Annotated in this window: 23 protein-coding genes; 18 read left to right on the forward strand and 5 right to left on the reverse strand. The window is 41.4% G+C overall.

Annotated elements, in window-relative coordinates:
• Positions 1-4 precede the first annotated feature (4 nt).
• Positions 5-1,114: a DUF21 domain-containing protein gene (locus AU255_RS06690; RefSeq protein ID WP_080522150.1), complete on the reverse strand. Its 1,110-nt coding sequence runs from the start codon at positions 1,112-1,114 to the stop codon at positions 5-7.
• A gap of 453 nt (positions 1,115-1,567) precedes the next feature.
• On the opposite strand from AU255_RS06690, the gene AU255_RS06695 reads away from it, so the two are divergent.
• The 3 genes from AU255_RS06695 to AU255_RS06705 all read left to right on the forward strand — a co-directional run bounded on the left by AU255_RS06695 (position 1,568) and on the right by AU255_RS06705 (position 4,344).
• Positions 1,568-2,563, forward strand: coding sequence for an IS30 family transposase (locus AU255_RS06695; RefSeq protein ID WP_143735847.1), 996 nt, complete (start codon positions 1,568-1,570; stop codon positions 2,561-2,563).
• 47 nt (positions 2,564-2,610) lie between these two features.
• A complete protein-coding gene (gene mgtE / locus AU255_RS06700; protein WP_080522151.1) occupies positions 2,611-3,975 on the forward strand; it encodes a magnesium transporter in 1,365 nt (454 codons plus the stop codon).
• Between the two features lie 123 nt (positions 3,976-4,098).
• Positions 4,099-4,344 carry a hypothetical protein gene (locus tag AU255_RS06705; protein ID WP_080522152.1) on the forward strand — a complete coding sequence of 82 codons (246 nt, stop codon included), beginning with the start codon at positions 4,099-4,101 and terminating at the stop codon, positions 4,342-4,344.
• Positions 4,345-4,366: 22 nt separating this feature from the next.
• Here the strand turns inward: AU255_RS06705 and rnt are convergent, their stop codons facing one another.
• A complete protein-coding gene (gene rnt, locus AU255_RS06710; protein ID WP_080522153.1) occupies positions 4,367-5,011 on the reverse strand; it encodes a ribonuclease T in 645 nt (214 codons plus the stop codon).
• Between the two features lie 104 nt (positions 5,012-5,115).
• On the opposite strand from rnt, the gene AU255_RS06715 reads away from it, so the two are divergent.
• On the forward strand, positions 5,116-5,898 hold the full coding sequence (locus tag AU255_RS06715) for an MlaA family lipoprotein (protein WP_080522154.1): 783 nt from the start codon (positions 5,116-5,118) through the stop codon (positions 5,896-5,898).
• A gap of 101 nt (positions 5,899-5,999) precedes the next feature.
• On the opposite strand, the gene pyrC is transcribed toward AU255_RS06715, so the two are convergent.
• The gene (gene pyrC, locus AU255_RS06720; RefSeq protein ID WP_080522155.1) at positions 6,000-7,037 is read right to left on the reverse strand and encodes a dihydroorotase; all 1,038 of its coding nucleotides are present in this window, start codon (positions 7,035-7,037) and stop codon (positions 6,000-6,002) included.
• A 159-nt stretch (positions 7,038-7,196) separates the two neighbouring features.
• Here pyrC and AU255_RS06725 point away from each other — a divergent pair, with 159 nt between their 5' ends.
• The 9 genes from AU255_RS06725 (at position 7,197) to AU255_RS06765 (ending at position 18,316) form a co-directional block, all read left to right on the forward strand.
• Entirely contained in the window at positions 7,197-7,442 is a 246-nt protein-coding gene (locus AU255_RS06725; RefSeq protein WP_080522156.1) for an FmdB family zinc ribbon protein, read from the forward strand.
• Between the two features lie 94 nt (positions 7,443-7,536).
• On the forward strand, positions 7,537-9,321 hold the full coding sequence (gene aspS, locus AU255_RS06730; protein ID WP_080522157.1) for an aspartate--tRNA ligase: 1,785 nt from the start codon (positions 7,537-7,539) through the stop codon (positions 9,319-9,321).
• A 97-nt stretch (positions 9,322-9,418) separates the two neighbouring features.
• The gene (nadA, locus tag AU255_RS06735; protein WP_080522158.1) at positions 9,419-10,513 is read left to right on the forward strand and encodes a quinolinate synthase NadA; all 1,095 of its coding nucleotides are present in this window, start codon (positions 9,419-9,421) and stop codon (positions 10,511-10,513) included.
• 31 nt (positions 10,514-10,544) lie between these two features.
• Positions 10,545-11,759 carry a competence/damage-inducible protein A gene (locus tag AU255_RS06740; RefSeq protein ID WP_080522159.1) on the forward strand — a complete coding sequence of 405 codons (1,215 nt, stop codon included), beginning with the start codon at positions 10,545-10,547 and terminating at the stop codon, positions 11,757-11,759.
• A 230-nt stretch (positions 11,760-11,989) separates the two neighbouring features.
• The gene (locus AU255_RS06745) at positions 11,990-12,985 is read left to right on the forward strand and encodes an AbiTii domain-containing protein (protein WP_080522160.1); all 996 of its coding nucleotides are present in this window, start codon (positions 11,990-11,992) and stop codon (positions 12,983-12,985) included.
• 266 nt (positions 12,986-13,251) lie between these two features.
• Positions 13,252-14,178, forward strand: coding sequence for an FRG domain-containing protein (locus tag AU255_RS06750; protein WP_158083071.1), 927 nt, complete (start codon positions 13,252-13,254; stop codon positions 14,176-14,178).
• 184 nt (positions 14,179-14,362) lie between these two features.
• Complete coding sequence (locus AU255_RS06755; RefSeq protein ID WP_080523234.1) at positions 14,363-15,406, forward strand: IS701 family transposase; 1,044 nt, start codon at positions 14,363-14,365, stop codon at positions 15,404-15,406.
• A gap of 328 nt (positions 15,407-15,734) precedes the next feature.
• Complete coding sequence (locus AU255_RS06760) at positions 15,735-16,955, forward strand: IS110 family RNA-guided transposase (RefSeq protein WP_080522162.1); 1,221 nt, start codon at positions 15,735-15,737, stop codon at positions 16,953-16,955.
• Positions 16,956-17,542: 587 nt separating this feature from the next.
• Complete coding sequence (locus tag AU255_RS06765) at positions 17,543-18,316, forward strand: sulfite exporter TauE/SafE family protein (protein ID WP_080522163.1); 774 nt, start codon at positions 17,543-17,545, stop codon at positions 18,314-18,316.
• A gap of 370 nt (positions 18,317-18,686) precedes the next feature.
• On the opposite strand, the gene AU255_RS06770 is transcribed toward AU255_RS06765, so the two are convergent.
• The gene (locus AU255_RS06770) at positions 18,687-19,907 is read right to left on the reverse strand and encodes an IS110 family RNA-guided transposase (RefSeq protein WP_080522164.1); all 1,221 of its coding nucleotides are present in this window, start codon (positions 19,905-19,907) and stop codon (positions 18,687-18,689) included.
• Positions 19,908-20,442: 535 nt separating this feature from the next.
• Here AU255_RS06770 and AU255_RS06775 point away from each other — a divergent pair.
• The 4 genes from AU255_RS06775 to AU255_RS20055 all read left to right on the forward strand — a co-directional run bounded on the left by AU255_RS06775 (position 20,443) and on the right by AU255_RS20055 (position 22,342).
• On the forward strand, positions 20,443-20,697 hold the full coding sequence (locus tag AU255_RS06775) for a type II toxin-antitoxin system Phd/YefM family antitoxin (RefSeq protein ID WP_080522165.1): 255 nt from the start codon (positions 20,443-20,445) through the stop codon (positions 20,695-20,697).
• Positions 20,690-20,962: a Txe/YoeB family addiction module toxin gene (locus AU255_RS06780; RefSeq protein ID WP_080522166.1), complete on the forward strand. Its 273-nt coding sequence runs from the start codon at positions 20,690-20,692 to the stop codon at positions 20,960-20,962. Before AU255_RS06775 ends, AU255_RS06780 begins: the two co-directional genes overlap by 8 nt.
• 195 nt (positions 20,963-21,157) lie before the next feature.
• Complete coding sequence (locus AU255_RS06785; RefSeq protein ID WP_080522167.1) at positions 21,158-21,967, forward strand: DODA-type extradiol aromatic ring-opening family dioxygenase; 810 nt, start codon at positions 21,158-21,160, stop codon at positions 21,965-21,967.
• 225 nt (positions 21,968-22,192) lie between these two features.
• Positions 22,193-22,342 carry a hypothetical protein gene (locus AU255_RS20055; RefSeq protein ID WP_158083072.1) on the forward strand — a complete coding sequence of 50 codons (150 nt, stop codon included), beginning with the start codon at positions 22,193-22,195 and terminating at the stop codon, positions 22,340-22,342.
• A 51-nt stretch (positions 22,343-22,393) separates the two neighbouring features.
• Here AU255_RS20055 and cysK read toward each other — a convergent pair whose 3' ends face one another.
• Positions 22,394-23,311 (reverse strand): cysteine synthase A, encoded by a 918-nt coding sequence (cysK, locus tag AU255_RS06790; RefSeq protein WP_080522168.1) that lies wholly within the window; start codon positions 23,309-23,311, stop codon positions 22,394-22,396.
• Positions 23,312-23,974: 663 nt separating this feature from the next.
• On the opposite strand from cysK, the gene AU255_RS06795 reads away from it, so the two are divergent.
• Positions 23,975-24,262: a sll1863 family stress response protein gene (locus AU255_RS06795; RefSeq protein ID WP_080522169.1), complete on the forward strand. Its 288-nt coding sequence runs from the start codon at positions 23,975-23,977 to the stop codon at positions 24,260-24,262.
• Positions 24,263-24,558: the final 296 nt, after the last annotated feature.

A 24,558-nucleotide genomic window follows, 5' to 3' on the forward strand; every position in this document is an offset into this window, starting at 1 on the left:
CTGATTACGAGTCTTGTTGATTGATTTCATTACTGACATTGCTGTCAATAAAAATCACTTCAGAAGCTTTATGACCGATTCCTTTAAATAATCGACCTAAAATATCTGCGCCGGTAATAATGCGCTTTTCCTTACCCCAGATAAGTACGACATCATGTTCGATTTCACCGTCATGGTTCTTGTCCTTTGTTGCGACCCCCCTAATATGAGGAATAATGTCACCCATAGGCGTATTCATATCGCGAACAATCAATGGTCTGTGGCAGTAATGATAAGGATCAAAAGGATGATCAAGATCAAAAATGGCCGCACGTAAAAAACCATCCGCATCAATAATCAAACGTGGCTCATCATTCATATCAGTCAGGACCACCCAGTTATGCCCTGAGGCGTGTACCTGCTGTAAAAACGGGTCATTTGCAGTACGCTCTATGACGGGGATAATCGGCAGGTCTAACGATACCGGTAATTTAATGATTGATTTCGGGTTAATCTTTTCGCCTTCATTGGTTACGCTGATATCGTCGATAGCAAGAAAGTTAAGCGCGCCAACGCCTTCGATATGATCCACATCCGCTTCTTCAGCTTCGATGTGCTTGGTGATGAAAGAGCGTAGATCTTTCTCCCGCAAATAATCAATACCTTCTTTGCCTAGCCATAAGTCCAGCATAATGGAAGAGGTTTTCGCGACCGGGTAAAACAGAATTTGATAAAATCTTAACACCGGCGCAAGCATCGCTGCCATACACAAGGCATTACGTGAAAAATACGCCTGTGGAATAATTTCCCCAAGAAAGGTAATGACCACTGTTGAAAAAACAAAGGCACTGATACCTGTTAACAAGGAATTAGATAATAAGGTCAGCAATACGTTAATACCGACATTACCCCATAAAATGGTGGTCAGTAAAAAGTTGGAATCCTGTCGCATTTTGAGGATTTTTACAGCCGCTTTATTCCCCTGACTGACCTCAACTTCTAACTGTAAACGACTTAAAGAAAAGAAAGCCAGATTAAGTCCTGAAAACATTGCTGATTGCGAAACACAAAACACAATGCCAAACCATTGTAAAGTCGCAATATCCAAATATTGCGGTATATAATTTTCAAACATAATTTCTCTGGTGATAAAAAATACTGTAAAAAAGTGCAGCTGATAGCTTGAATTATAAGGCGTTTATGTGCTTAGGCTAAATTGTCTGGATAGCATGCAAGAGTATCTTGTCGCAGTTCGCTGTTAAATCGTTGAATAAAATGCTGGGTTAATTATTTCGCGAAAGCTGCCCTAAGTCTCTGGACCGCAGGTATAATCTTGTTGTTCAAAAGAATCTGAGAATGCAGTGATCTAAAGCACATATTATTGGTTGGTCAAATAAAATGTGTATAGATATTTCCAAAGTAATTAGTTTAGCAATGTTTATTGCACAAAAGACACTCCTCATGTGACTTTTTTTATTTCTTGCTAGTCTTTATCACCCGAATTCATATAATAACTGCAACACCTCTTTAAAGGGTTAGATGGTATAGTTTCCGTTGACTAAAACCTGAAACTAAAAAGAGGTGCTCAATGAACACGTTTAACCATCTAACCCAAGAGGAAAGATTTTACATTTATACGCAACTAAAACAAGGCGTTTCTAAGAATCAAATAGCCATCACATTGGGGCGTCATAAATCGACTATTGGACGTGAAATTACGCGTAATACAGGTCAGTGTGGTTATCGTTACAAGCAAGCTGAGAGAATAGCTAAACAACGCCATATTGATAAGCCCAAAAACATCAAGATGACGGCTGAGTTACAACAGATAATAACGCCTTTAATCAAAGAGAAATGGAGTCCTGACTGTATTTCAGGACGCTTAAAACAACAAGGTAAGGACTCCGTCAGTCATGAGACTATTTACCGTTATATTTTAGCTAACAAAGCAGCCGGTGGCGATTTGTATACTTATTTGAGGCATCAAGCCAAACCTTATCGTAAGCGATATGGAAAAAATGATTATCGCGGAACGATACCCAGCCGTGTTGATATTGATGAGCGACCACAAGTGGTTGATGATAAAACGCGTTTAGGTGATTGGGAAGCAGATACTGTTATCGGTAAAGGACATAAAGGCGTATTGGTGACGCTGACTGAACGGGTCTCAAAGCTCAACTTCGCCATCTCAATTGAGCGTAAAGAATCTGAATTAACGAAAGAGGCGATTATCAATGCTCTTGAGCCTTTTAAACGTTGGGTTCACACGATTACCTTTGATAATGGACGTGAGTTTTGTGGGCATGAAGCCATTGCAAAAACACTCGACTGCGGCACTTATTTTGCCAAACCGTATCATTCGTGGCAACGAGGTTTAAATGAAAACCACAATGGCTTATTAAGGCAATACTTCCCTAAAAAAGAACCTTTGGATAAGGTAACTCAAGATGAGGTTGATAGTGCAATTACAGCACTTAATCATCGTCCAAGAAAAGGGTTAAATTACAGAACTCCATGGGAAGTATTTTGCCAAATAACGGGGGTTGATATAAATAAATCACAGGGTGTTGCATTAATTGCTTGAATTCGCGTCACTCTTTTTCTACACAAATAACAGGAATATCGTAATAAATGACAGAGCTGGAAAATACACAGATAGAAATAAATGAACTTTCTCTGGATCAGGTTTTTATTCTGCTCGAACAGCAGAATATCGATCAATTACAGTTATTATTAAGTAGCGCTCTCCCCGGGCAAATCGCGGATATTCTCGAAGCGATGCCACCCACTGAGCGTAAACAGTTGTGGGCACTGATTCCTGAGTCTTTGGGATCCGAAACATTAACATTTCTGCATGATGAAGTGCGTAATGCGCTGATTATAGACATGCCGGCTGAAGAGCTGATTGCTGCTGCAGAGCTGATGGAAGTCAACGATCTGGCTGATATGATCGAAGAGCTTCCGGAGCCGGTACGACAATCGATTGAAGATAATCTTTCTGCTGAAATACTTGAACATCTGGAAACAAGCCTGTCTTTTGATGATGGCACGGCAGGGCGATTAATGAGTCCTGATGTGATTACCGTCAGAAGTGATGTTACTCTGGAGACAGTGCTTCGTTACCTGCATATACATGAAGACTTACCTGATTATACTGATGGTTTAATGGTAATCAATCGGGAAGGCATTTATCAAGGAAAATTATTATTAAATAAACTGTTGACTCATCATGAGGATACTCTTGTACAAGAGCTTATGAGTATCCAGCATCAGGCTATACCATCGCTCACCAGTGAGCATGAAATTGCCTTGTTTTTTGAACGATCCAATTTCGTTTCAGCGGCGGTTGTTGATGAAAATAACCATTTACTAGGTCGGATCACTATGGATGATGTGATACATATTTTGCGCTCCGAAGCAGATCATGCACTGATGAGTAGTGCTGGTTTAGATGAAGAAGCTGATTTGTTCGCACCTGTTATTAAAAGTGCTAAACAACGTACCATTTGGCTGTTTATCAACTTAATCACTGCTTTTTTAGCTGCCTGGGTGATTGGCATGTATGCAGAGACAGTGGAAAAAATAGTGGCGTTGGCGGTATTAATGCCGGTGGTTGCCAGCATGGGAGGTATTGCGGGAAGTCAAACCCTGACGCTGACTATCAGAGGTCTGGCCCTAAATCAGATAAGTTCCGGGAATACCAGTTGGTTGGCACGTAAGGAAGTGCTGATCGGTATCATAAATGGATTGATTTGGTCTGCTGTGGTCGCTGGAATTGCGTGGTTATGGTTTCAGGATATAGGGATCAGTTTAGTTATTGCGGCGGCAATTGTGATTAATTTAATTGCCGCAGCGGCGGCAGGTATTGCCATTCCGTTAACGCTTCATCGTCTGGGCATCGATCCAGCGTTGTCAGGCGCGGTTATTTTAACGACTGTGACCGATGTGGTTGGCTTCATGAGTTTTCTGGGCTTGGCGACTCATTATCTTCTATAAACAAAATTAAACTCACGAAATCTTATTTGCGCGACGAGATAGGCATTATATTTACAATTTGTAGCATGGTATTTTTCTGTTACTATTGAAAACTATAAAAATAATAAAAACAGGGTGCTCTATATGCCAGATTGTTCATTTTGTGGTGCCGCAGAAGAGAAACAATACCCTCTCTGCCATTCATGCGGCGCAATTCGGTATCCAGTGGAAAATAAACGCATCAAAGATGTGCTTAGTAGTCGACAGCAGAAATTAAAACTTTCTGCTTCAGTTGCTGCGGCTATTATTACACCCGGTGCCTTCTTTGTTCTGGCCTTGGTGGGGGCCAGGCATATCAATGCAAAAATAAAAAATCAGAAATATAAATAGCTAATAGCTAAGTTTTTTGATTTCAACAGGGGGCAGACTTATCCCCAGTGTCTAAGGTTTCCAGTTGCTTCCAGCGATTAACAATCTTGCAAAAAATTTCAGCTGTTTGCCTGGCATCATACAGCGCTGAATGGGCCTGCACATTATCCCACTCCATGCCTGCTTCCTTGCCAATTTTAGCCAGCACTGTCTGTTTATACATTAAACCACCCAGGGTGGCAGTATCAAAGGTGCTAAACGGATGAAAAGGACTGCGTTTTATTTTTGTGCGGTTAATGGCCGCGTTTAAAAAGTTGATATCAAAATTAGGATTATGTCCGACTAAAATGGCGCGGGTGCATAAATTGCGTTTGACGGCATGTTTAATCGGCACAAATAATTTATGTAATGCATCTTTTTCGCTGACTGCCATGCGAAAAGGATGGTAAGGATCAATACCCGTAAATTTTAAAGCGGATGGGTCTAAAGTTGAATTTTCAAACGGAATAATATGTGCAGAATAGCTTTCTGTAATGTGTAATTGCTCATTTTCATCATATTCAACAATCACCGCAGCGATTTCTAGTAAGGGATTTTTTTTTGCATCAAACCCTGCTGTTTCTATGTCTACAACAACAGGTAGATATCCTCTGAAACGTTCATTTAATGGATGTTCAACTGATTCCATGGTGCTAAATATTAAATTGCTGGGTAAAATGTATGCTATGTTACGCGAAGTTTCTGTGCGTATAAACTTTTTAGCTAGTATTTAAATAAGTAATGATAAATAAAATGAATAAATATCGCTTGATTCTTGGGGGAATTCTTCTGTTAATGTTGCAAGCCTGCTCGACTACCGTGGCTCATCCGGATCCTGCTGATCCCTGGGAAGGGATGAATCGGGATATTTTTGCTTTCAATGATCAGGTAGATAAATATGCTTTAAAACCAGCTGCCAAGGGTTATCAATGGATAATGCCCACGTTTGCAGATACGGGCGTCACTAACTTCTTTTCTAATTTAAAAGATATCGGTGTCAGTATTAACGATTTTTTACAGGCTAAACCTAAGCAAGGTGGTATGGATGCTGCTCGATTCTTAGTCAATAGTACCGTTGGTATTGCTGGATTTATCGATGTTGCAACGATGATTGATCTACCCAAACATGAAGAAGACTTCGCGCAAACACTGGCTGTATGGGGTGTGCCTAGAGGGCCTTATTTAGTTATCCCTGTTCTGGGGCCTAGTTCAGTTAGAGGTGTCGGTGGCTACGTAGGGGATGCCGCTGTACACCCTCTTAGCTATACGGGTTTTTTTGGTAGTTCAGCTTTGTCCTGGGGACTATCTGCCGGATTGCGTAGTGTAGAAGTTATTGATGTCAGAGCTGACTTTTTGGGAGCGGAAGCCGTGGCCTCGGAAGCGGCCGTAGATCGGTATATCTTTTTCCGTTCGGCCTATATGCAGCGCAGAGATTATTTAATCAATGACGGTGCGGCAAAATCATATAACTTTGAAGACTTTGAAGGACTGGGCGGAGAAGATTTGGGCGCGGACTTATATAAAGATTTGGATTAATGATCCTGGATATGTCCTGCCAGGCTTAGCTTCTTATGCTTTGTCATAAGAAGCTAAGTCGTAAACATCAGTATGTATTTTTAGAATCAAGCTGAATAAAATCAGGCTTGTAATTTCCAGTGTAAAGTTTCTCCCGCTTTAAGAGGTACCAATCGCGTTTTATCAGCTACGGGGTAATATTCAGGTACTTGCCAGGCTGTTTTTTCTAAAGTGATGCGCCGTGTATTTCGGGGTAGTTGATAAAAATCAGCTCCATAAAAACTGGCAAAACCTTCTAATTTATCCAGAGCTCCGGCTTTATCAAAAGCTTCAGTATAAAGTTCAATCGCTGCATATGCAGAATAACAACCGGCGCAACCACAGCTATTTTCTTTTAAATGGCTTAAGTGTGGTGCGCTGTCAGTACCTAAAAAGAATTTAGGATTACCACTGGTTGCCGCGCTGACTAATGCTTCTCGATGGGTTTCCCGTTTCAGTATCGGCAGACAATAATAATGCGGTTTAATCCCGCCAACTAATAGCGCATTACGATTATAGAGAAGATGCTGAGGTGTTATAGTCGCCGCAATATTGCCGGGTGTTTGCTGGACAAATTGCACCGCTTCACGGGTTGTTACGTGTTCCAGTACTATACGCAAATTGGGAAAGTGTTGGTGAATGGTACTCAGTTTTTGCTCAATAAAAATACGCTCGCGATCAAAAATATCTATTTCCGGGTCTGTAACCTCACCGTGTACCAGCAGTGGCACATCAAGTTTTTCCATTGCTGCAAAGACCGGGAAAACAGCATTTAAATCGGTCACGCCCTGGGCAGAATTGGTTGTCGCACCAGCAGGGTAGAGTTTAAAGGCATGCACAGCAGTTGAATCTGCTGCTTGCTGGACATCGTTAACCGTCGTTGTATTCGTCAGGTAGAGCACCATTAACGGAGTGAAGTTATACTGACCGGATGTTGCTTGCTGGATTTCCTGTTGATAACTTAGCGCCTGGCTAACATTGGTCACCGGGGGTTGTAAATTGGGCATAATAATAGCACGCCCAAATTGCCTGGCTGTATGATTAATCACCGTTTTTAGCATTTCACCTGTACGTACATGCAAGTGCCAGTCATCGGGTTGGGTAAGCGTTATTTGTTGCATTTTATGTGCCTGGATGTGAATTTTTTTGAAGTACAAGCCGCAGTTTCTTGCTTGTATAAGAGCTTATTACTAAAATGAACGGTTAATTTTGATTTGCTTATTGAAAAAAAGCAAATCAGTCTCCATATTTCTAGTTATTTTTCTTTTTCGGAGTAGCAAATGCCAATTTATGAATACCAGTGCCAGGCTTGTGGTAACGAGCATGAGGCCTTGCAGAAAATGAGTGCAGAGCCGCTGGTAACCTGTCCTAGCTGTAATGAGCCAGAATTGAAGAAAAAAATTTCTGCGGCTGGTTTCAGGTTAAAGGGCGGCGGCTGGTACGAAACTGATTTTAAAAACGGGAATAAAAAAAATGTTGCCGGTGAAAAATCAGCACCTGCCGCTAAGACCAGTACAGCTGAATAATGTTGTAACCGTCAATTTAAACAAGAAGAGTTACCGGTAAGAATGATTCATGCCGATAGCGTCAATAAACATTCAATTAATAGAGAAAAGATATATGCGTACCCATAAGTGCGGAGAATTAAACAAAGATAACTTAGGTGAATCAATTGCATTGTGCGGCTGGGTACATAGAAGACGTGACCATGGTGGCGTTATTTTTATCGATTTAAGAGATCGTGCCGGATTGGTTCAGGTGGTTTTTAATCCTGAATCTACAGAGACCTTTGCTATTGCGGAAAGCGTGCGTAGTGAATATGTTTTACGTGTTGAAGGCGTTGTCAGAGAACGCCTGGAAGGCACTGTTAATGCGAATATGGCAACTGGCGAAATTGAAATTCTTGTCAGCCATGTTGAAGTACTGAATGAATCAGAGACGCCACCGTTCCCGATTGAAAGCGACATAGAAGTTAATGAAGAAATGCGCTTGCGATATCGTTATATTGATCTGCGTAAAACGTCAATGCTGGAAAAAATGAAAATACGTCGTGATGTCACACGTAATTTACGTAACTTCCTGGATGCGCAAGAGTTCTTTGAAATGGAAACGCCTATCTTAACCAAGGCAACGCCTGAAGGTGCGCGTGATTACATTGTTCCCAGCCGTACCCATAAGCATTCATTCTTTGCCTTGCCGCAGTCTCCACAATTATATAAACAATTGTTGATGATGGCAGGGATGGATCGTTATTATCAAGTGGTTCGCTGTTTCCGTGATGAAGATTTACGTGCTGATAGACAGCCTGAATTTACTCAGTTGGATATTGAAACCTCGTTTATGAATGAAGATAAAATTATGGCTATCATGGAAGACATGATGTGTAATTTATTTAAAGACGTGCTTAATGTTGATTTGGACAAGCCATTTCCACGCATGACGCATGCAGAAGCGATGTCACGGTTTGGCTCTGATAAGCCTGACTTACGTATTCCATTAGAGTTAGTGGATATTGCTGATGAAATGAAAGACGTTGAGTTTAAAGTATTTTCAGGTCCGGCCAATGATCCCAAAGGACGGGTTGTTGCATTATGCATTCCTGACGGAGCAAAATTAAGCCGTAAAGATATTGACGCCTATACGAAATTTGTCAGTATTTATGGGGCGAGAGGCCTGGCATATATTAAAGTCAATGATCGTAATGGCGGCCTAGAAGGATTGCAATCACCGATTGTCAAATTTGCACCGGCTGAAGTATGGGAAGCTGTGTTAGAAAAAACCGGTGCACAAACAGGTGATCTGATTTTCTTTGGTGCAGATAAAACCAATATTGTTAATGAAGCAATAGGCGCATTACGCGTAAAAATCGGTTTAGATTTAGGCCTGTTAGAAGGTGTCTGGAAACCCCTTTGGGTGGTTGATTTCCCAATGTTTGAATGGGATGAAAAAAGCCAGCGCTGGAATGCCATTCATCATCCTTTTACCGCACCCAGCTGTTCTGAAGAAGAATTAAAAGCTGATCCGGGTGCGGCTTTATCGCGTGCTTATGATTTAGTGCTTAATGGAACGGAAGTGGGCGGTGGATCAATTCGTATTAATAAAACAGCAATGCAGTCTACCGTTTTAGACATTTTAGGCATAGGTAAAAAGGAAGCGAATGATAAATTCGGTTTCTTATTAGAAGCGCTAAAATATGGTTGCCCTCCGCATGGTGGTATGGCTTATGGATTAGACCGCTTGGTCATGTTGATGACCGGTTCGAGTTCAATTAGAGAAGTTATTGCTTTTCCTAAAACCCAGTCAGCCGCTTGTCCGTTAGTTGATGCACCGGCAGTGATCAATGAAGAGCAATTAAAAGAATTGCATATTAGACTGCATAAACCCATTGTTAGCGAAGAAGCTTAATATATAAGTGTAGGGCGTGGCTTTAGCCCGCGTTTAAGTACATAGATATTTGCGGGCTGAAGCCACACCCTACAAAAAGAGTTATTGAGAAATTATTATGACTGCATTAGCTATTCAAGACTACGCATTACTTTCAGATGAAGAATGTGCAATAAAAATCGGGCAGGCGAAAGCCTCATTAGGTAATCGATGTATCGTTTTAGGACATCACTATCAGCGTGATGAAGTATTTCAGCATGCGGATATTTCAGGTGATTCATTAAAGCTCTCCCGCGAAGCCGCTGAATCCGATGCCGAATATATCGTCTTTTGTGGCGTGCATTTTATGGCGGAAGTCGCTGATATTCTGTCTCGCCCTGAACAGATTTCCATATTGCCAGATTTAGCCGCAGGCTGCTCAATGGCGGATATGGCGAATAAAGTCAATGTGCAGCGTTGCTGGGATGAGCTGGCTAAAGTGATTGATGTTGAAAACACCGTCACTCCCGTCACATATATTAACTCGGCGGCAGATTTAAAAGCCTTTTGCGGGCAACATGAGGGTATCGTCTGTACCTCATCGAATGCGCAAAAAATTCTTGAATGGGGTTTTGCAAAGCGGGAAAAAATACTGTTTTTCCCCGATCAGCATTTAGGCCGCAATACAGCATTTAAAATGGGGATTCCTTTAGATGAGATGGTGGTCTGGGACTTCACCAAGCCACTCGGTGGCCTGACTGAAGAGCAAATCCGTAAAGCAAAAATGATCCTCTGGGGCGGCTATTGTTCCGTACATCAGGTCTTTCAACCTGAACAAATTGATGCTTTTTTGCAGCGTTACCCTGAAACTAAAGTGATTGCACACCCTGAAGCCTGCTTTGAAGTGTGTCAAAAAGCTGATTTTATCGGATCTACCGAGGTCATTTTAAAAATCGTCCGTGAGGCTGAGCCGAATACCCGCTGGCTCGTTGCAACCGAGCTGAATTTAGTCAATCGCTTACATGATGAATGTAAAGCGGATGGTAAAAATGTGCATTTTATGTCACCGACATTAAGCATGTGTTCGACTATGTTCCGCACCGATCCGCAACATCTGGCCTGGATTCTGGAAAACCTGGTTGCTGGACAGGTGGTTAATCGAATAACAGTTGCTGCCGAAGAGGCAAAATACGCCAAAATTGCGCTGGAGAATATGCTTTCTATCAAAATATAGACGGGATGGACTACAAAAGTCAGCGATATGTATGCAAGTAATAGCTGAAATATTTTCTCAAGGCGAAGAAATCGTTAGCGGCCAGACGGTTGATACGAATGCGGCGTGGCTATCACAAAAACTTGTGCAAATGGGCTTTGTTGTTAAACGGCATAGCGCCGTTGGCGATAATTTAACGGATTTAAAAAAACTGCTCCAGGATGTTTCCTTACGCGCAGATTTCTGTATTTGTACCGGCGGTCTGGGGCCAACCATCGATGACCTGACGGCACAGGCGGTAGCGGAAGCATTCACACTGCCCTTGCAATTAGACACTGTCGCACTGGAGCAAATCAGCCGCTATTTTAGTTGTCGAAAACGCGATATGGTTGACATCAATCGTAAACAGGCTTTTTTTCCACAGGGATCACAACGTATTGATAATGAATGGGGCACGGCACCGGGTTTTTCATTGCAGTACAATCAATGCTGGTTTGTCTTTGTTCCTGGCGTGCCTTATGAAATGAAAAATATGTTTACCGCAACAATTGCCCGCCAGTTGTCGCAGCGTTTTGTGTTACAGCCAGAGCAGTTGATTACCTTGCGATCTGTGGGTATTGGTGAATCCGATTTACAGCAAAAACTCAATACTCTGATATTGCCTGAGGGTGTGCAACTGAGTTTTCGCGCTGCAATTGACGATGTGCAAACCAAACTTATTTTTCCCCGCGATGCTGAACAACCGCTGGTAAGAGCGACGGTTAATCAGGTTGCAGAGAGTATTGGCGATTATATCTTTGCCATTGAGGGTCTAGATGATTCTCAGGGTGGACTTGTGGAAGTGATCAGTCAATTAATGCGCCAGCAGCAGCTTACCCTGTCGGTTCAGGAAACAGCCTCGCAGGGACTCATTGCTGCAAAATGTATCGCACAGCCCTGGCTGATCAGCTCGGTTTTTAATCTATCCCTGCAACAGCAGACTGAAAAACTGGCTATAGCGGATTACCTGAATGCTGCAGTAAGCATTGCCGAAAATAGACAACAACAGGATGGAACCCAGCTTGTCCTGGTTCAGTTGTACGAAGGTAATACTGAACAATTTCAGCAAAAAGACCAAAGCATTAAACTCTTTACCGTACTACTGACTCCCTCCGGAGTGATACATAAACAGCGTTCAATCGCAGGCTCAAATACGCGGAAGCAAAATCAGGCTGCTATTTATGCGCTGGATTTATTAAGACGTTATTTGCAAAATAAAACCCGGTAATAGGCTGTTTTTTTGTTAGCATGGTGTTTTGTTGCATTTAAGCTGTCGTAAACATATACAAGCATGTTTGCCTGATTGACCGGCTAATATCAACTTTTTGAGGTAAATTGCCCTGAAAATAAAAAAGACAGGCAAGGTTGCTTGAAAATCAGGGTGATATCAGCTTGTCAGGGCGAATGTGCCTGATAATAATATAGTTAGCCATAATAAGGGGGATAAGGAGTTGTTAATTGACTAAAAGAATAGATGAAGCACGTAAAGTTGGCGAGGCACTACTAGATGATCTTGAAACCTCATCTTCGCCGATTGATGCAATCTTAATGAGGGCAAAACGGCTAGCCCGTCTAATGCGTGACTCAGATGCGCAGTTATGGCTAGATCTAGAAACAAGAGGATATCCAACAGATTTTTCATTTTCAGACCTTGGCACTTGTAGACAATACGCAGTTTCTGGTGGGCGGTTAACTGTCGAGGATTCTAAATATTACAGTCAAAGCTTACCCGAAATAGAAGCAAATGCAGAGTCTGATGAGGCTTTACTTGATTCTTTACGTACTACTCGTACGCCAAATACTAAAGTAAAAAACTTTATAGAAAAGGACGCTACAGAAGCGTTGATGTCTACTCAACTAAAGATACAATTTAATCAGAAAAAAAACTACGCAAGCACTAAATCTTTATATTCTTCAATGAAGTTGGCAGTACATAGTTATGCCACTGACACATACTTAGCTATTGAACTTGGCGATGTGGCTGAGGATATTTTTGAAAGCACTCGTAATATAGTTGATGCATTTGTTCGCTCGCATTGCCCAAATGCGGCCGAGAAACTTATAGCTATAAATGAGAGGATGAGCGACGGCTCTACTGAGTCACGTTCCGCTGCGCTAACTTCATGTAGAAGGCTATTAATGGAAGTGGCAGACTCTGTCTTTCCCGCACGAGATGAAGAATGGAAAGACCGAGGTGGTAAAGCAAGAAAAGTTGGTGTTGAACAATATAAAAATAGATTGCTTGCCTATTTAGCAGAGTTAGGTGAAAGCAGCGGTTCATTTACACTATTAGAGTCAGAATTAGAACATCTTGCGTCTCGTTTAGATGATATATATAACAAAACGTGCAAGGGTGTTCATATTGATGTATCAGAAGGTGAAGCGCAATTAGCTGTGATTCATACATATCTATTTATTGGTGAGATAGCTACGTATACGTCACAGGTTGAATAATTTGGCTAACAAGTCAATTAACAGCGACCGCAAAAGCGCGTCGCGTTATTTCGAACGTTAGCTTTCAAAAGGAAATCATGTACAATGATTGAACTTAAATTCCATCGTCGGCAATGTCCTGTTTCGCAATAGCGGACATTGGTAATTTGAAAAGGAATTTTTTATTGAAGCGTTTCAAGACCCTCGACGAACTCCGGCCATATTTGCAACTTCCGACAATAAACACTGGTCGGACTGTTACACCTTTAGGACCAAGTGGGCCAGTCATGACCGACATGGAACAGTTAACAGCCATGACAGACGAAAATGGCTTCATCATTTTTCAATCCGGCCTAGAATTAGCACCCTTCGCGTACAGGGGGCAAACGGAAGATTGGCCGTGCGTTCCTACTTTAGCTAGAAAAGAAAAAATCGAAGATCGGCTTTTGGCTGCCTGTCAAAATATTGCATTCCAAGACATTCTTTCAGAACATCCATACGTTGTAATAACGAAAAACTCGACTTTCACAGAGAGGCTGCTGTATGTCGACGTTTCTGGTTTGGCGCAGCATTACGGCCTCGCTACTGACATGCTGGACTTGACCCTTAATTTTGATGTGGCGAGTTTTTTTGCAACTTGTCGTTGGAACGATGAAAGTAGATCGTTTATCCCAATAAATAAGGCAAAAAAATTGGGAGTCGTTTATCGAGTGATGTTCCCATTACTGGTTGATCAGATTCCTAAACGAGCTACTACTGTGGGCTGGCAACCATTACCACGGCCTGAGCAGCAGCGAGCAGTAGGTATCCTCATGCGCGCTCAGGATGACTTTGCAAAATGGCCACAAGTTCAAATGATTAGGTTCCGCCAAAGTAAAGAGGTTTCTTTGCGTATTTTTAATCTTTTCGATAAGGGAGAAATATTGTTTCCTCCTGATGTTGCTGCTGATATGGCAGACGAAGCGAAGAAACTAAAATATTTTACCCCTACCCAAATAGAGCGTGCTTGGAAAGCGCTAGAAATCTTTGATCCATTAACTCCCAGCGGTATGGAGCAGCGCCAGTCGATAGAAAAAAGCGCGGAAATATATACTTGCCATGAGCTGAAATTATCTTGGGATAGTTACAATATAGAAAAAGACCATGATAAGCTAATGGCTCAACTGCAAAGCGAATTATCAGAAGTTAAGTATCGTCGTGCGTGTTATCTATAAATTTCGTATGGAAAAGATAAGGGTCTACTATAGAATTATGGAGAGAAATGACAAGTGAGTAATAGATATGATGTTTATAGGAAAAGTTATCTATATATTTATATATTTTAGAAGTTACGCATTGACAGTCAATGTTAAACTATAATACAGAAAAATGCCGAATCCACTATAAATCTAGACCTTGATAAGAGAAATAACCCGCCCATCAACTGCTCGTTGTACTTTACCGATGTACATAGGATTTTTGTTAAGTGAGCCTAAACAGGCTAGCTGTTGCCGGCTAGGAGAAGTTATGTCAATTTCACATGATAGCGTCAACCGATTTCTGAATCGTGAATCGTATACCGGGCGCGATTTATATAACGAAGCCAGTCCTACTTTGAATTTAAAGGGCGGAACCTTAAGTGTTGACGATAGCGTACTGGATAAGCCTCATAGTCAGTACATGGCTTTTGTCAGTCATTTTTGGTCAGGCAAGCATCACCGAGCGGTCAAAGGGATTAACCTTGTTACTTTGTACTACACGGATACTCAAGGAAAACACCAACCTGTCAATTTTCGAGTGGTAGATAAAGCCGAAGGGAAAACAAAAAATGACTACTTTCTGGATATGCTTGCAGAGGTATTATCTTGGGGGCTTGAGCCAGGCTTTGTAACAGGAGATAGTTGGTACAGTTGCGTAAAAAATCTTAAACGGATTAGAAATCATCAGATAGGATTGCTCTTTGCGCTGGAAAGTAACCGCTTGGTTTCTGTTGAAGAAGGAACATGGGTTCAAGTTAAGCAACTAGAAGTTCCAGAGGAAGGCTTGGTCGTTTGGCTCAAAAATTTTGGGTACGTGAAATTATTTCGGACAAAGTTGAAAGACCAACTTCGCCATTATATAAGTGCACTACCTAATGACGAGCAAACCAAGTCCTTTGGCAGTAGGGATTTTACCGAACAACATGATCGGCATTGGCAAATTGAGCAATATCATCGTGCAATTAAGCAAGTATGTAACATTGAGCGATTTCAGGTTCGCAGCAAAGGAGCCATTAAAAATCACCTTTTTGCTGCAATTTGTGGGTTTGTTCAATTACAAAAATTGAGCTTCGCAGAGGTCATTAGTAATTGCTATAGCGTGCAAAGAAATTTATTCAAAGATATCATGGCTTCATTTATTGAGACGTTTATGCCAAATATAAGCCATTTAAACCCAGAATTTCAACCTGTCGTCAATGCGTAACTTCTATATTTATATCTGCAAGTGCAAGCCGAATTTTTTTCGATTATTCAACAATCTGAAATTCTCTCCAAAGCAAGTGGCGGGCATCTTGCCAGGGGTGTAAAATTGAACCTGGTGGGGGTGTGGCTCATGGGGTCCGTCGTACTTTAGGGTAACGGCTCGAACTTGAAATGCCGCCCCCGCCACTTGCGCCGTCCGAGACGTCTTTATTGGGATGGTGCCGAGTGATTTCATGTGGCTTTTTTTGGGGTCATTTGTGGCTCTACTAAGTAGACGAGACGCAGGATGGTGTTGTATCCACTGTTAACGTTGACCTATGGAGACCGTCATGAACATTCATAATTTAGCCCATTTACAAGTTGCAGTTGATATCGGTAGTCACGAGCATTATGTGGCTATTGGCCTTTCTGAGGGAGGGATTCTGGATGAATTTTCGATTACGCATACACCAGCAGGGTTTCAGTATTTTTTTAGCCGTATTAAGCTGCAAGAGCATTTATACAACCGACCTGTAGACGTTGCTATGGAAGGTTACAATGGCTGGGCTCGACCATTGGATAGCCAGATTCAGAGCCACGGTTATCAGCTTTACAACGTCAACAACCTCAAGCTCGCCCGGTTTAAAGAGATCTTTCCCGCACCCGCAAAATCTGATTTGGTTGATACTCACAAAATGCTTGAGTTGTTTCAACTTCAGGATCACTTGCCGCTCGCTAAAGGTGTTCTGCAGGCAGTGCTACCGGTACCCGATGCCAATCGGCGGTTAAAGCGTCTGACACGGCGGCGACGTCAGTTGACCAATGAAAAGGTTGCCCTGCAAAACCGTATACAGCCTGACCTGCAAGCCACCTGCCCGACTCTTCTGGAGATAACAGGAAGTATTGATAATCTATGGTTTCTGCACTTTCTAACTTGTCGCGATGATTTGACAAAATTAATGCGACTACAAACCAAAAGCCTGCTTGCCATTCAAGGGGTTGGCCGGAAATATCTCAACCTCATTCTTGACTGGCAGAAACAGGCAGAATTTTCTAATGAAATCGAAGAAGTCGGCCCGATGATCCAAGAGGATGCACGCCGCTTGTTAGCCTTGATGGCATCAATTAAAACCATGGATGCAAAAATCGACTCACAGATTCAAAAGTCTGCATATGCTCAGCATATTGATTCGATTCCTGGCTTTGGTTTGGTCTGTAGTGCCGAATTGGCGGGTGAAATCGGTACTTTAGACCGCTTTCCGAAACAGAGTAGCTTTTCAATCTATATCGGCATGGCACCTCTGGACAACCAATCTGGAGGCTACCAAGGAACTAAATCACCTAAACACGTCAATACCCGAGCTCGTAAAGCGATGATGACCGCAGTTTGTCGTCACATGGCTTATGTGCCTGAATCTCGCGCTTACTATGATAAAAAACGTTCCGAAGGAAAGACGCACAACAACGCCGTTCGGGCATTGGGGCGACATATATCACGAGTCATCTGGTCTATGTTGCGTCATGACCGAGATTACATTGAACTTGCGAGTATAAATGAAAAGACGGCTTAACAGCTAATGAGAAGTGTTCACTTATGCTGACGTGTATGATAATGATGGATTGAATTCAGGTATATCTTTTTCTCTGATTTGTAGAGAGGCGGATAATTGCGTCAAATTTATGAGTTGATTTAGAAAAATAACTTGCAAATTCCAGAGGGATGTTCAGGTCTTTGATTTATGATAATTGCCATATTAAGCTTGTTGAATAATCACTACAAGATGAAGGATAGTGCGACTAGATCTATCAGGAATGAATTAGCTAACGCCATAACCAGAAAGTGATTTTTAATAATCATCAACTAAAGACATTACTCTATAAACCGCTATAAATTGTGCAAAATAAAACCCGGTAATGGGCTGTTTATTTGTGTTAGCATGGCGTTTTGTTGCATTTAAGCTGTCGTAAATATATACAAGCACGTTTATTTGGTTGACAGGCTTATATCAATTTTTTGAGGTAAATTGCTCTGATAATAAAAAGGCAGGCAAGGTGCCTGAAAACCGGGGGTAATATCAGCTTTTCGGAGCGAATGTGCCTGATAATACTATATAGTTAGGCTATAAAAAATGATGAAATACCCAGGTGATTGTTAGCTGTGTTGTTTGAATTGCTATTTCTTTTCGGCGCAGGTTTTTTCGGTGGTGTTCTCAACTCATTAGCCGGAGGAGGCAGTTTCATCACATTCCCAGCTTTGCTCTTTGTAGGCGTATCACCAATTAGTGCTAATGCAACCAATACCTTTGCTTCGTGCGCAGGGTATCTTAGTGGTGCTTATGCGTTTCGAGATGATCTATATGTACACAAAAAAGAATTACCGCAATTAATTCTAATAAGCCTAATTGGTGGGTTTTTAGGTGCCTGGCTGTTGCTCCGAACACCCGAGTCACTGTTTCGTGAATCTATCCCCTGGTTACTCTTAATTGCAACATTCTTGTTTATCTTTGGCGGAAAGATTAATAGTATTTTGAAGCGACTCGCGTCACATCACCGACATGCGCCATTTTTTGGGCATTTACTGTTGTTCTTGATATTGTTAGGCGTGTGTATCTATGGTGGTTTTTTCAATGCCGGGCTTGGGATAATCGCCCTCAGTTATCTTGCATTGGCTGGGCATTCCAATATCAATGCTATGAACGGTATGAAACTTGTTATTTCTTCTGTCGTGTCATTAACAGCTATAGCTTTGTTTATCTATGATGGTGTGATTTCTTGGCATGAAGGGGGAAGTGTTCTTATCGGAACTCTGGTGGGAGGGTATGTAGCAGCTCATATTTCTAAGCGGCTATCTCAACAGTATGTGAGGGCTTTTGTTATTATAGCCAGCTGTGGAGTTACTGCTTACTTCTTCATAGATACTTATGCGAATTAACCAAAATAGCCTAAAAGAAAAAACTGAGACAGGTCTTTGATCTATGATAATTGCTACATTAAGCGTGTTGAATAATAACTACAATACGCAGGGTAGTGCGACAAGATCTATCAGAAATGAATTAGCTCGCACGCCATAACCAGAAAGTGGTTTTTTATAATCATAAACTAAAGACCTGAACATCCCTCTGGAATTTGCAAGTTAATTTTCTAAATCAACTCATAAATTTGACGCAATTATCCGCCTCTCAACAAAAATTTGAGTAAAAGATAGAACAGGATACTGGTGTATCTCTAATTATTATTTAGGCAATTATGCCTTACCCTCATTATCATACACGTCAGCATAAGTGCGCACCTCACATTAACTGTTAAGCCGCTTTTTCATTGATGCTCGCAAGTTCAATGTAATCTCTGTCATGACGCAACATAGACCAGATGACTCGTGATATATGTCGCCCCAAAGCCCGAACGGCTTTGTTGTGCGTCTTTCCTTCGGAACGTTTTTTATCATAGTAAGCGCGAGATTCAGGCACATAAGCCATGTGACGACAAACTGCGGTCATCATCGCTTTACGAGCTCGGGTATTGACGTGTTTAGGTGATTTAGTTCCTTGGTAGCCTCCAGATTGGTTGTCCAGAGGTGCCATGCCGATATAGATTGAAAAGCTACTCTGTTTCGGAAAGCGGTCTAAAGTGCCGATTTCACCCGCCAATTCGGCACTACAGACCAAACCAAAGCCAGGAATCGAATCAATATGCTGAGCATATGCAGACTTTTGAATCTGTGAGTCGATTTTTGCATCCATGGTTTTAATTGATGCCATCAAGGCTAACAAGCGGCGTGCATCCTCTTGGATCATCGGGCCGACTTCTTCGATTTCATTAGAAAATTCTGCCTGTTTCTGCCAGTCAAGAATGAGGTTGAGATATTTCCGGCCAACCCCTTGAATGGCAAGCAGGCTTTTGGTTTGTAGTCGCATTAATTTTGTCAAATCATCGCGACAAGTTAGAAAGTGCAGAAACCATAGATTATCAATACTTCCTGTCATATCCAAAAGCGTCGGGCAGGTGGCTTGCAGGTCAGGCTGTATACGGTTTTGCAGAGCAACCTTTTCATTGATCAACTGACGTCGCCGCCGTGTCAGACGCTTTAACCGACGATTGGCATCGGGTACCGGTAGCACTGCCTGCAGAACACCTTTAGCGAGCGGCAAATGATCCTGAAGTTGAAACAACTCAAGCATTTTGTGAGTATCAACCAAATCAGATTTTGCGGGTGCGGGAAAGATCTCTTTAAACCGGGCGAGCTTGAGGTTGTTGACGTTGTAAAGCTGATAGCCGTGGCTCTGAATCTGGCTATCCAATGGTCGAGCCCAGCCATTGTAACCTTCCATAGCAACGTCTACAGGTCGGTTGTATAAATGCTCTTGCCGCTCAATACGGCTAAAAAAATACTGAAACCCTGCTGGTGTATGCGTAATCGAAAATTCGTCCAGAATCCCTCCCTCAGAAAGGCCAATAGCCACATAATGTTCGTGACTACCGATATCAACTGCAACTTGTAAATGGGCTAAATTATGAATGTTCATGACGGCCTCCATAGGTCAACGTTAACAGTGCATACAACACCATCCTGCGTCTCGTCTACTTAGTAGAGCCACAAATGACCCCAAAAAAAGCCATATGAAATCACTCGGCACCATCCCAATAAAGACGTCTCGGACGGCGCAAGTGGCGGGGGCGGCATTTCAAGTTCGAGCCGTTACCCTAAAGTACGACGGACCCCATGAGCCACACCCCCACCAGGTTCAATTTTACACCCCTGGCAAGATGCCCGCCACTTGCTTTGGAGAGAATTTCAGATTGTTGAATAATCGAAAAAAATTCGGCTTGCACTTGCAGATATAAATATATAGATAACTTTTCCTATAAACATCATATCTATTACTCACTTGTCATTTCTCTCCATAATTCTATAGTAGACCCTTTTTGCTTTTTGTTCTTTTTGTTTGTGCGGTCAAGTGGACTCACTGGTTCGCCTTCCCAAAACATAACATGTCCAATTAATTGTACATGTTAAGTCTCATTGGTATAATCTTTATAAATTAGTTATGTGAGGTAGCAATGCAAATTATTTCATTTACAGAAGCAAGAAATAGTCTTAAATCTGTTTTAGATCGAGTCATTAATGATGCTGATTGTACAATTATAACAAGACGAGATAGTGAGGATGCTGTTGTTATGTCATTAGATTATTACGATAGCTTAATGGAGACAGTTTATTTATTAAAATCCCCTGCAAATGCTGAGCATCTTCGCAAATCTATTGATCAATTTAATCAAGGAAAAGTGCAAGTTAAAGATCTGATAAATGAATAGATGCCTGGCCTGGACAGATGAAGCTTGGTCTGATTACTTATATTGGCAAACTCAAGATAAAAAAACACTCAGGCGTATTAATAAATTAATTGAAGCTGTGAAACGACAGCCCTTTGAAGGAATTGGTAAACCTGAGCCTTTAAAAGAAAATTTATCTGGTTTTTGGTCTCGTAGAATAAATGATACGCATAGACTCATTTATGCTATTACAGAAACACATCTTACGATTATTTCGTGTAGGTATCATTATTCACATAAAGGCTAGTCGGGTAAGAGCTGAAAGAAAAAGAAAGGAAAAAGGTCAGTCCTAACATTGCAATATTTATGTTGCTATCAAACGCATGGCTAGACCGTTAATGCTCAGAGTAAAGTCTGAGATGCCAACAAAAATGTATGAATGTTAGAACTGCCCCTAAAGTTCAAGCATCTCCACTAACGAACTAATTACTTATCGAGAAATATGGAAGAAAAAACAAACAATTTGCTCAGTAAGGTGTTGTTTATTCCTCATGGTGGAGGTCCGCTTCCTTTGTTAGGTGATAAGGGACATCAAGAGTTGGTCGACTTCTTAAAACACATTACCCCATCATTAGGCAGGCCTTCAGCAATACTTGTTATCAGCGCTCACTGGGAGGAAGACAGAGCAACAATTACTGGCGGGGAAACGCCCGCCTTAATTTATGATTATGCGGGCTTTCCTGATGAAGCATATAAAATTAAATATCCAGCATCAGGCAACCCGCAGCTTGCGAAGAAAATTTTTAATTTATTACAGAGTAGCGGAGTTGAAGCTAAACTAGATAATCATCGTGGTTTTGATCATGGATTATTTATTCCGTTGAAAATCATGTTCCCTGATGCCAGTATTCCTTGTGTTCAGTTATCCCTGCTGAAAAGTCTCGATCCTAAAGAACACATCCGCATGGGCAAAGCATTATCAGAATTGAGAAATGAAAATTTATTAATCATTGGCTCAGGGTTTTCATTTCATAATATGAGCGCGTTTTTCCAATCAAAAGAGAGTCCCGATGAAAAAAATGAAGATTTTGAACGCTGGCTTATCAATACCTGTACGGATAATGACATTTCAGAAAATGAAAGAGAGCGAAAATTAGCTCAATGGTCTGATGCCCCTTTTGCCAGATATTGCCATCCTAGAGAGGAACACTTATTACCGCTACATGTGTGTTATGGGACCTGTAGTTCTACAGCCAAATTAGTATTTGATGGTAAAGTTATTGGGAAAAAAGCGAGTGCTTTTCTGTGGTGATTTTAATTTATAGCAAAAGAAAGTTGGTGTCAGTTCTAATATTACAACATTAATGCTGCTATCAAACGCATGGCTAGACCTTGAATACACAGGGTAAAGTTCGAGGATCCAACAAAAATGTGCAACGAGAGGACATCCTCAAACTGGACCTAAAGTTTTTCCAACTTTAAGGCCGTAGCTTTGATATTTCCACTTTGTTGAAAAATAGTCTGGAAATAACTGCTCATGAAAAAATCCTCCCAAGATATGATTGATATTACTTTGGGACTTGCGCATTACTCTGCATGTCTGGATCTGGGACAGGGCCGTAGGATCAGGGGCTATTCTGCCTTAATGGAGACATTCTTTGGTTATATAAGCATCAAGGGTTGTTAATTACAAATGACGCGCTGTTATATAAAGGGCGTCAATATCTAACGTATATTGCTAATTCTTTTCCCCCATACTCAAGTAACGTTCACCGGTATCATGCATTATAGTTACAACAATTTTACCTTCGCCTAGTTCCCTGGCAACACGTAACGCTGCACAGACACTGGCACCCGTAGAGATGCCTGCCAGAATACCTTCTTCTTCAACCAGCCGTTTACGCATGGCAAATGATTCATCGGTACTGACTAATTCAATACTGTCGAGTAAATCGACATTAAGGTTTTTAGGGATAAAACCTGCTCCTATGCCTTGAATTTTATGTGGGCTATGCTGACCGCCTGAGATAACAGGGGACTCAGCAGGTTCTACAGCCACAGACTTCAGTCTGGGATTTCTTTTTTTAAGTGTATCGGTAACGCCCGTAATAGTACCCCCGGTCCCAACACCACAAACAAAAGCGTCAATTTTGCCATTGGTAGCAGACCAGATTTCCTGAGCTGTCGTTTGTCTATGTACTTCAGGGTTAGCGGGGTTTTCAAATTGTTGAGGCATATATGCATTGCTGGTTTGAGCAAGAATTTCTTTAGCTTTGGCAATTGCACCTTTCATTCCTTCGGGGCCGGGAGTTAATACAATTTCTGCACCATAAAGCGCTAACAACTGTCTACGCTCAACTGACATCGTTTCCGGCATGGTTAAAATACAATGGTAGCCACGAGCAGCAGCTACCATTGCAAGGGCAATGCCCGTATTCCCGGAAGTGGGTTCAATAATAGTTCCCCCTGACTGGAGGTCGCCTGATTCTTCAGCTGCCATAATCATTGCCAGGCCTATGCGGTCTTTTACAGAACCGCCGGGGTTGCTGGCTTCAATTTTAAACCAGACTTCAGCTGAACCGGGTTCAACAATATGATTTAATTTAACCAGCGGAGTATTGCCAATTAATTGAGTAATATCTTGAGCTGTTGTCATAAATTCACCTACCAAATTAATAGATTTACCTTCATGTCACTATACTGGTTTATCGGTTAAAATTCACGGCGTTTTTCAAGACAGTTGTCACCTAAATAGTTATATTAACTTCCCTAAAGCGGTCCTCGTTGTTGAGGTATACAAACCTGCCGTATTACTCATTGTTGAATAGCCGCCATAATGCTCAGATGACGAGAAATCTGATTAGCAAAGGCGGGCAGCCCTGGCAAGGTTGTCTCGTATAAGAGTACCTGATTACGTACAGCTCACAGCCATATTAAAATAAATTTTAAAATATCAGTATGTTAAGAGTCTCGTCATTCACGAAGTCAACCAAGTCAAGCGTGGGCACAAGCTTTATCGGGATGCTTTGCTTACCCCACGAGATTTCTGCTATAAGCATAGGATGACGAATATAGCTGAGAGCCATGGGTAATCAGGTAAGGAACGTGCATGAAATAACTTAAACAAGTTACAAATCTGTAGGATGGGCAAAGGTCTTTTTCGTGCCCATCTTTATAAAGCCAAGAATTAATTTTAATCCTCATTATCAAAAGTTAATATGATTATATTTTGAACGGTGTAGTATGCTAATCAATCTGTTAATGAAAATTCTAGATTTAATGGATTAAACAATTAACGTTACTGAATGAGGTAAATAAAATGACTGATAAAAATGCTTATGTACAAAAAATGCACGCAAAAATCGATCAAGTAGATGCTCAGATAGATCTATTGCAGGCTAAATTATTGGACTCTGCCGCAGATGCGCAGATTGAGTATCAGGATCAACTGGAAACCTTAAAAAAACATCGAACAGCAGCCAGGTCAAAACTATCTGAACTTGAGGCTGCGAGTCAGGATGCCTGGAAAGATATACAAGCAGGTATGGAATCAGCCTGGGATACGATGAATTCTGCTGTTAGTGAAGCTAAAAAACACTTTAAGTGAGTGTAAAAAACTATTTATACTCGTTTCAATGGCGCGAAAAAAAAGCAATAAATCAATATGTAGTATCTAAATTAATGGTTTGATCTAGTTGATTTTAGATAATCTGATGTATAAAAATAGACAGTAAAACTGTTTTAGCAAGTGGGTGCTTGAATAGATGAATTAAAACGATAACGTAGTAAGATCCTGATGTAGAATTTGCAGTACATATGTAAAAATAGATTTCATAGCTAAAAAGAGGTTTAACTGTCAAGGTGCTCACTAGTGAATTGAAAATCAATTCAGTACTAGTAAAA

The organism is Methyloprofundus sedimenti, assembly GCF_002072955.1.
GTDB lineage: Bacteria > Pseudomonadota > Gammaproteobacteria > Methylococcales > Methylomonadaceae > Methyloprofundus > Methyloprofundus sedimenti.